This window comes from Tropicibacter sp. S64 (genome assembly GCF_049803835.1).
Lineage (GTDB): Bacteria > Pseudomonadota > Alphaproteobacteria > Rhodobacterales > Rhodobacteraceae > Pacificoceanicola.
Genome location: NZ_JBNAGK010000031.1, coordinates 1 through 7,460 on the forward strand (window position 1 = coordinate 1; position 7,460 = coordinate 7,460).

The window sequence follows — 7,460 nt, forward strand, 5'->3', positions numbered from 1 at the left end:
GCGGTGCCGACGAGCGGGTTCTGGATGGCGTTGCCGCCTTTGGTTCGGATCATCAGGCCTTTGGTCAGCTGGTCTCGGGTGGCCATCTGATCGAGGGCAGTCTCCGCCTGGACCCAGCGGCCGTAGGCCTGGCAATAGGCCGCCAGGGCAGCACGATCGATTTCCGAGAGGATGCCGAGGGCGCAGAGTTGTTGGCTGATCCTGATCCACTCCGCGCAGGCCTCGGCCGTCAGATGCGGGGGCGGGTCCGGGCAGCGCGGCACTGGTCTGGGTTCACCCGGATTGCGACGGTCGGCGCGGTCGGTGCCGGTGACCAGCTTCAGCCCGCTGGGTTTGGGTTTGCGTCCGCGCATGACCCCCTCTTCGAATTCTGGCATCCTGGAAATTGTGCTCCCCCCGCCGGTCGCGGTCGAGAACGTGCAAAGATAGACCCACCCCCGGGGGTTGGAATAACTATACCCCAGACGCTTGCTCATTGGAATCCTGTCAGTTTCCGACAAATGCCGACACGGGCCGACCTGTCCAATGTTTGTGTCGATGAACCCGGCCGAAGGTCAGGTCACGGCGTGAAGCTGCGCGATCCGGGAGCGCAGGTTCCTGACGTTCGACACATGCCACCGCCCGCCTCTCCGGGTCTGGATGCCGCGGGCGTTGAGCTCTGTGGCCAATGCTCGAAGCGAAGTATGCCCTTCGGATTGCAGGGCGGCAATCACTGGCGCGAGGTCGCGGGCGAAGCTGTCGGCGTTGTGGCGGACGGTCTCGTGGAGCGCCGTGCCGCCTTTGCCGGCGCGTTTGAGGGCGGCGGCGCCGTTGGGGTTGCCGAGGCGGACGCCGCGGGCCTTGGCGGCGGCGAGGGCTTCCTTGGTGCGGCGGGAGATGGCGTCGCGTTCGGCCTGGGCGACGAGGGCCATGATGCCGACGGTCAGATCGTTGGCCTCGGGCATGTCGCAGGCGAGGAAGCGGACGCCGCTGGCTTGCAGGGTGAGCAGGAAGGCGGCGTTGCGCGAGAGGCGGTCGAGTTTGGCGATGACCAGCGTGGCGCCGGTCAGGCGGGCGAGGCTGAGGGCCTTGTCGAGTTCCGGGCGGTCGTTGCGGCCTCCGCTTTCGACCTCGGTGAAGCGGGCGAGAACCTCGGCCGACCGCGCCCCGGCGAAGGCATCGATGGCAGCCCGTTGCGCCTCGAGCCCGAGACCGGACCGGCCCTGGCGGGCGGTGGAGACGCGCTCGTAGGCGACGAGCCGGTTTGGGGCAGTGCTGCGGGCCATGTACACACCTGCGTAACCTTCGTTTGGCAGGTCTGTACGTCGCTCGACAGGGCTCCGAAGTGTAGTCCCGAAAGATCAAAGATCCCTGTCGAGGGTAATCTGAACCGGCTCCCTCGGCTTGTCGGTCCGGGGCGGTTTCGGGTTCCAGCCGTCCATCGGCTTCTCGAAGCGCTGTCCGAATTCATCGATGCCCACGATCGTGATCTGGATCTTGTCGACTGGCTCGGGCGCGCCGCTCACCGGCATGTCGATGCGGGTCCGGGCCACGGGCGTCAGGCCAAGCTCGGTCATGTAGCGCCCCATGAGCTCCAGCTGCTTGTTGGTAATCGTCAGCCAGGGCGACTGCTGGACATAGCCGCTCGGCGTCTTCAGGAGCGCCGGGGTGTCAGCAAGGCGTTGCTCGGCGTCCACCCAGCGCCCCCAGGCTTGGCAATAGGCCGCAAGCGCCGCACGGTCCGCGATGGTCAGCAGGCCGGCGCGGTGCAGCGGCGTGGCCAGCCGTCGCCACTCCTTCTTCGCCACGGGGGAGAGGTGGTCCGGGCAGCGAGGAGGCGCGTTGAGCGGCGTTTCCGCGAGGGTGCCCGACTTTGGACAGGGTTTGCGTCCGCGCCGCATCAGCCCAGCCGGACGAACAGACGGCGCAGGGCGTAGCTGCGCAGGAGAGAGAGCAGCGTAAAGCCCGCGCTGATGGCCAGATGCTGTCCGAGCCCAGCGGCGAGGCCGACCAGCGGGAACAGCGCGACTTGCAGGGCAAAGGCGGTGCAATAGCCGACGACGACATTGGCGAGGGCCTCGAGGGCGGATTGGCTGCGGGACTGGCTCATGCGGCGATGCCTTCCCGATCTCTGGTGACGGCGTCGAAGCTTTGCCCGGTGCCGTCCAGCACGGCGGGCTTGCCGGTAAACCCCTGCCAACGCTGGATAATCACATCGACGTAGGCCGGGCTGAGTTCCATGGCGTAGCACACCCGCTTCGTGGTCTCGGCGGCGATCAGCGTGCTGCCCGACCCGGCGAAGGGCTCGTAGACGGCCTGACCGGCGCTGGAATTGTTCAGGATCGGCCGCCGCATGCATTCGACCGGCTTCTGCGTGCCATGCACGGTGGTGGCGTCCTGATCGCGGTTCGCAATGCTCCAAAGCGTCGATTGTTTGCGGTCGCCGGTCCAGTGCCCCTTGCCGCGGACGGCATAGATCAACGGTTCGTGCTGCCAGTGATAGTGCCCCCGGGACAGCACCAACCGTTCCTTGGCCCAGATGATCTGGCTGCGGATCTCGAAGCCGCAGACGACAAGGCTCTCCGCCACCGTGGTCGCGTGCAGCGCCCCGTGCCAGACATAGGCCACATCGCCGGGGAACAGCGCCCAGGCCTCGTGCCAGTCGGCCCGGTGGTCGTTCAGCACCTTGCCCGTGCGTTTGGTCTTCGCAGCGCCGGTCTCGTTGCGCCAGGCGGGGTCGTAATCCACGCCGTAAGGCGGGTCCGTGACCATCAGGTGCGGCTGTATCCCACCAAGCAGACGCGCGACCGCCGCCCCGTCCGTGGCATCCCCGCAGAGCAGCCGGTGGGACCCGAGCTGCCAGAGGTCGCCGAGTCTGGACACCGGATTGGACGGCGGCTCCGGCGTCTCCTCCTCCCGCGCATCGCCTGTGCCGTGGCCCAGCAACGCATCGAGGTCCGCGCCATCGAAGCCGAGACTGCCAAGGTCGATGTCGAGCGCCGCGAGGTCGCCCAGTTCCAGCGCCAGCAACGCCCGATCCCACCCCGCCTGTTCCGCCAGCCGGTTGTCGGCGAGGATGTAGGCGCGCTTCTGGGCATCGCTCAGATGGGTCAGCTCGATCACCGGCACGCGCTCCAGCCCCAGCCTCTGCGCCGCCAGCACCCGCCCGTGGCCCGCGATGATGCCGTTCCCGCCATCGACCAGCACCGGATTGTTGAACCCGAACGCCCGGATCGACCCGGCAATCTGCGCCACCTGCGCCTCCGAATGGGTCCGCGCATTGTTGGCGTAAGGGATCAAATCAGCCACCGCCCGCCACGCGACAGCCTTTGCGCCAGGGGCCTCCTGCCCATCAAACCCATCCACCGCCCGCTTCGCCATGACCCCGCCTTTCATTTGGATTGCGGTCCTCGCCTGCCTCCCGGGCAGTCTAGCACAGGGTCTATCCCATTGTAATTGTGACAGTTTTCGCCAGACGGCGACACGGGCCGACACCGCTAAAGGGAGGCTTGGCGCAAGGCACCCAACCCTTGCCGCGAAAGTCCGGGCGCTTGTCGAAACGGACGGCCACGGAAAGGCGGCCGCGGGGGTGAATGGATGCCTCGCGAACGACCCGGTTCAAAAGAAAGTCGGAGACAAAATGAGCGCCAAAATCACTCGGACCGCCCAAAGGGACAAACAGGGACAGTTTTTCCATTATCTACCGTATACCTTTCCGAATTTGCCCTACGGTGGATAGTCATTCTTTTGACCCTTTTTGACCCTTTCACTTCAATCTGAGCCCGCGCAGCCCACGATGGCCGTTCGTTTTGGTGTCCGTGTAGCCGCGATTTTTCAGCTCCTTCACCAGCGTTCGCTTGGCCCAGGAGCCGAGACCCTGGCGCTCAGACCACCCGTTGAACCGTGTGATCAGGGTTTCTGTCAGCGCGATGGCGTGAGGGTCGGCAAACGTCTCGTCCTCGAGGAATTGCGCGACCGTGTCTTCCTCGTCGAAGTACGCCTTCGATGCCGCAGCAATCGATGGAGGTACTGCGAGCCCCTGTCTCTGCCAGTCCAGCGCGCCGTCGATGCACCAGCGCAGAATGGCGGGCGCTTCGGCGCGCAGTTTGTCCGGCAGGGCGGTATCGCGTTTCTCGGCTGGGATGGTCACCGTGAACGGCACAAGCACCACGCGGCTCCGGATTGCCTCGTCCACGCCCCGGAAGGAGGGCTGGGTGTTCCCGGCAATCATCAGGGTCATCTGCGGATCGAACTCAAAGAAGTCCTGCCGCATGAAGCGGGCCGACATCCGGTCACCCCCGGTCAGGTCCTTGATGACAGCCTCGTCCCAGGTCTTGCCACGCGGCAGTTCTGAGGCCACCGCAAGACGTGCGCCCTGCAGCCCGGCAATATCCGTCGGATGCCGCTCGGTCGTCGAGTGCAGGAAGGTCGTCGCCGGTACGCGGCGGCCATAGTCGCCCCAGATATCCAGCAGCGTGTTGAGGAACACCGACTTGCCGTTGCGCCCGGACCCGTAGAGGAAGAGCAGCTTGTGTTCTGCCGTTGAGCCGGTCAGCGCATAGCCCGCGGCCCGCTGCAGGAAGGCGGTCATTTCGGTATCGCCGTCGACGATCTGGGACAGAAACTGCAACCACAGCTTCGGCCGTGTTCCCGCGGCCGCCGGTGCACAATGCGTCAAACGGCTGATCATGTCCTCTCGCGAGGCCCGCCGCAGCTCCCCTGTGCGCAGGTCTACGGTCCCGCCCGGTGTGCCGAGCAGAAGCAGGTCGCTGTCAAAATCCAGATGCGAGGCGGCACTGCGCGGGTTGGCCCGGGCGATATCGGTCACGGCCACGAGGGTTGCCTTGCTGCGCAGCGACCGGGATTGCTCCTTCGCCGATTTCATCAGCTTACTGGCCCCGGTTGCGTCGCCACGCGCCGACATCTCGGCGACCCTGTTTTCGGCCCATCGCATCAACTCCGAGGCACGACTGCGCAGGAATTCCCGGCCTCGGGTCAGGTGCTCGAGCTTTTCATCCCGTTGCCAGTGGGTTCCGGTCCAGAACAACCACTTGCCCCAGAGGGCGACATGGCGGGCCGAGGCGTTCCAGCTGCGCTCGCCCAGGTCGAGGGCCAGATGGTCATGTGACAGGTCCGGGGTGTCATCATCGTCTGCAGGCTGCCGAATGATCCTGTGCTCCTCGTTCTGGCGCCGTGCAATTGCAGAGATGTCCGCACCATTCATCCGCGCGCGATGGGCGATTGTGCGCAACGTGACGCCGCCGCCCTCGGTGAAGCCCTGCCATTTCCGGGCCACTTCGCCGGGCGTGAACTTGGAGCCGCGCTCAGACCAGCGTTCCGCAATCGACAAGCCCTCCGGCCTCCCGCCGAAGTGATCGTGCAAGCCCTGCAACACCTCGATCCAGGCATGGTAGCCGTCAGCATCCGGGTTGATGTAGGACAGCAGGCTCTCCACCTCCGCGACATCAGCCCGCCGGTCCGGATTTATGGCAATGCTGGCATTCCCCGGGCTCAGCTGTGCTGCCTGTTTCTTCTCGGATACCTGTGGTTTCGCCTCCCAAAACCAGCCTGGGGCGGGTCCGGGAGGCGCGTCGGTTTCGAAGCGATAGGGCTTCCCATCGAAGGTGGAGGGCGCAAGCAGGATGTACCCGTTGTGCTTGACATCAACGCCATCGCACAGCCGCCCAGGATAGCGCCTGCCGTCCTCCGCGAGGAAGATGTAGTGCACACCGCCGCGGGCACTGCGTTGAACGCGCGTCAGGGGCAAGGTGCGACCGTCCCTGAAGGTCTCCCAGGCGCAATCCGCCTTGTAGGCGTCCACGTCGATCGCCACGAGACCGGACGCGGCGAGGTTCAGGCCAATGTTGGCGTCGGGCCATCGGGTCCACCATGCCCGCACTTGCGCCTCCTCGTCCGAGGCATCCCTGTGCCCCCGAGCGAGCAGGTGGGAGGGTGTTCCATCGGCGTTCTGACCCTTGGTTCCGGCCTGCAGCGGAAAGATGAACCAGCCACGGCGCGCGTAGTCCAGAGCCGCATCCAGCGTCGCGGTAGTCGTCATCACCCCGGTCATGCGCCCGCTCCCTCGCCGCCGGGCTCGGTCCGGTGCGCCTCTTCCCAGGCCAGCACGTCGTCCGTCCGATAGCGGATCGACCCGCCAATCTGCACCCAGGCCGGACCGCAGCCATCGGCGCGCCACCGCTCCAAGGTGCGGATGGTGAGCTGCCAGCGTGTCGCGAGGTTCCTTTGGGTCATCATCGGCTCAGTCATGGCATGCTTCCTCGCAGATACGCGGGCGCAGGAAGACCATGAACAGCGCCTGACCATCGGCCGTGCGGCCGCCGTCCTCGATGCGGTAGCTGCGGCCATCTTCGAGCAGCATGGCAAAGTCCCAGGCTCCGTAGAGCCCGGGAAGCCGCTCGTATTCTTCGTCCATAGGGATCATCGGCTTCTCTCCAGACGACAGGCGGGATTGCCTGCCTGAACTGGGAAAGCCGGTCGTGAGGCCGGATTGGGACATCACGGGTTTTCTTTTTTCAGCCTCACCAGGAGGCGCTGACAGCGTTTGCGAGCGGCGTCATGGCTCAGGCCCAGCCGCGCCCCGGCGTCCTTTTGACTGAACCCGGCGACATGCACCGCGACCACGAGAACACCATCGGCACCGAACTCGGCCTGTGCCGCCTTCAGGATGGCTTCCGCGTCATCCGGTGTTGCGACGCGCAGGGTGAGCTCGGTTGCCAGTTCAGCCCTGGTGAGGCCTGGCACCTCTTTTCGGTACGCCCGTCTCAGGTCACGCTCGACATTGCGCAGTAGCGTGGCGGCGACCGAAATGATGCGGCTCGGGTGTGCTTGGCGGATGGTTACCGTGACCTGCGCGAGCAGATCGGCCTCCAGAACAGCGGTCTCCCGAAACGGCAGCAGTCGGCGCCGGATGACGCTGAGCCCGGGCCAAAGCGCGAGGATGAGCAGTTCGACAGCGAGGTCGGTGTGGGCACGGCCGGATGCGTACCCCAGCAATCGCGACAGCACGGCGTTCCGTGCGTCCCGATCCCCGCAGCGGCCATGCAGCCAGTCCAGCATGCGCGCCGGATCGCGGAAGCCAGAAGGGGGATGTTCGGCTGGAAAAAGTTCGGAGAAAGCCATCATACGGGAATGCCGGTTCACCGAGCGGACAAGGCGCGCGTAGAGCGCGGACCAGTTCGAGGACATGAGATGCCGGGTCTGGGGCCGGGCATCTCGCGCCTCTCATCGGGCCGGGTTCGGGCGTCGCGCGCCTCTGGAAAGGAATGGAAAAGGGGCGGCCGGAAAACCGACCGCCCGTCAGATCACGGCAGCCGCGTCAGCTCGTTCAGCGCGCCGCAGCCGCGGCACACCGACGTCACCGGCGCACTGACCAGGTACGGATGGCTCCGCGAAACAAGAATGCGGATACGGCCGTTCTCGATACGGCCAAGCAGCTTGCCGCAGCAGGTGCAGCGCCAGTC

General features: G+C 65.9%; 9 protein-coding genes. All 9 read right to left on the minus strand.

Annotated features, from left to right (window positions below; translation table 11 throughout):
• On the minus strand, nucleotides 1-353 hold a 353-nt coding region (locus tag ACP159_RS25460; protein WP_425102484.1), incomplete at its 3' end, for a P27 family phage terminase small subunit.
• A 201-nt stretch (nucleotides 354-554) separates the two neighbouring features.
• The gene (locus ACP159_RS25465) at nucleotides 555-1,265 is read right to left on the minus strand and encodes a recombinase family protein (protein ID WP_425102429.1); all 711 of its coding nucleotides are present in this window, start codon (nucleotides 1,263-1,265) and stop codon (nucleotides 555-557) included.
• Between the two features lie 75 nt (nucleotides 1,266-1,340).
• Complete coding sequence (locus tag ACP159_RS25470; protein WP_425102428.1) at nucleotides 1,341-1,880, minus strand: phage terminase small subunit P27 family; 540 nt, start codon at nucleotides 1,878-1,880, stop codon at nucleotides 1,341-1,343.
• The gene (locus ACP159_RS25475; protein WP_425100246.1) at nucleotides 1,880-2,089 is read right to left on the minus strand and encodes a DUF7220 family protein; all 210 of its coding nucleotides are present in this window, start codon (nucleotides 2,087-2,089) and stop codon (nucleotides 1,880-1,882) included. The genes ACP159_RS25470 and ACP159_RS25475 overlap by 1 nt, the downstream gene beginning before the upstream one ends.
• On the minus strand, nucleotides 2,086-3,288 hold the full coding sequence (locus ACP159_RS25480; protein WP_425102485.1) for a site-specific DNA-methyltransferase: 1,203 nt from the start codon (nucleotides 3,286-3,288) through the stop codon (nucleotides 2,086-2,088). The genes ACP159_RS25475 and ACP159_RS25480 overlap by 4 nt, the downstream gene beginning before the upstream one ends.
• 457 nt (nucleotides 3,289-3,745) lie before the next feature.
• Nucleotides 3,746-6,049, minus strand: a complete 2,304-nt coding sequence (locus tag ACP159_RS25485) for a phage/plasmid primase, P4 family (protein WP_425102486.1) — start codon at nucleotides 6,047-6,049, stop codon at nucleotides 3,746-3,748.
• Nucleotides 6,046-6,246, minus strand: a complete 201-nt coding sequence (locus tag ACP159_RS25490) for a helix-turn-helix transcriptional regulator (RefSeq protein WP_425102487.1) — start codon at nucleotides 6,244-6,246, stop codon at nucleotides 6,046-6,048. Before ACP159_RS25490 ends, ACP159_RS25485 begins: the two co-directional genes overlap by 4 nt.
• Nucleotides 6,239-6,421: a hypothetical protein gene (locus ACP159_RS25495; protein ID WP_425102488.1), complete on the minus strand. Its 183-nt coding sequence runs from the start codon at nucleotides 6,419-6,421 to the stop codon at nucleotides 6,239-6,241. Before ACP159_RS25495 ends, ACP159_RS25490 begins: the two co-directional genes overlap by 8 nt.
• A gap of 74 nt (nucleotides 6,422-6,495) precedes the next feature.
• Nucleotides 6,496-7,185: a hypothetical protein gene (locus tag ACP159_RS25500; RefSeq protein WP_425102478.1), complete on the minus strand. Its 690-nt coding sequence runs from the start codon at nucleotides 7,183-7,185 to the stop codon at nucleotides 6,496-6,498.
• Nucleotides 7,186-7,460 lie beyond the last annotated feature (275 nt).

Excerpts from the sequence above, each read along its gene's own strand:
- ACP159_RS25485 (WP_425102486.1), bottom strand. The coding sequence starts at position 6,049 with ATGACCGGGGTGATGACGACTACCGCGACGCTGGATGCGGCTCTGGAC.
- ACP159_RS25490 (WP_425102487.1), bottom strand. The coding sequence starts at position 6,246 with ATGACTGAGCCGATGATGACCCAAAGGAACCTCGCGACACGCTGGCAG.
- ACP159_RS25495 (WP_425102488.1), bottom strand. The coding sequence starts at position 6,421 with ATGATCCCTATGGACGAAGAATACGAGCGGCTTCCCGGGCTCTACGGA.
- ACP159_RS25475 (WP_425100246.1), bottom strand. The coding sequence starts at position 2,089 with ATGAGCCAGTCCCGCAGCCAATCCGCCCTCGAGGCCCTCGCCAATGTC.
- ACP159_RS25470 (WP_425102428.1), bottom strand. The coding sequence starts at position 1,880 with ATGCGGCGCGGACGCAAACCCTGTCCAAAGTCGGGCACCCTCGCGGAA.
- ACP159_RS25465 (WP_425102429.1), bottom strand. The coding sequence starts at position 1,265 with ATGGCCCGCAGCACTGCCCCAAACCGGCTCGTCGCCTACGAGCGCGTC.
- ACP159_RS25500 (WP_425102478.1), bottom strand. The coding sequence starts at position 7,185 with ATGTCCTCGAACTGGTCCGCGCTCTACGCGCGCCTTGTCCGCTCGGTG.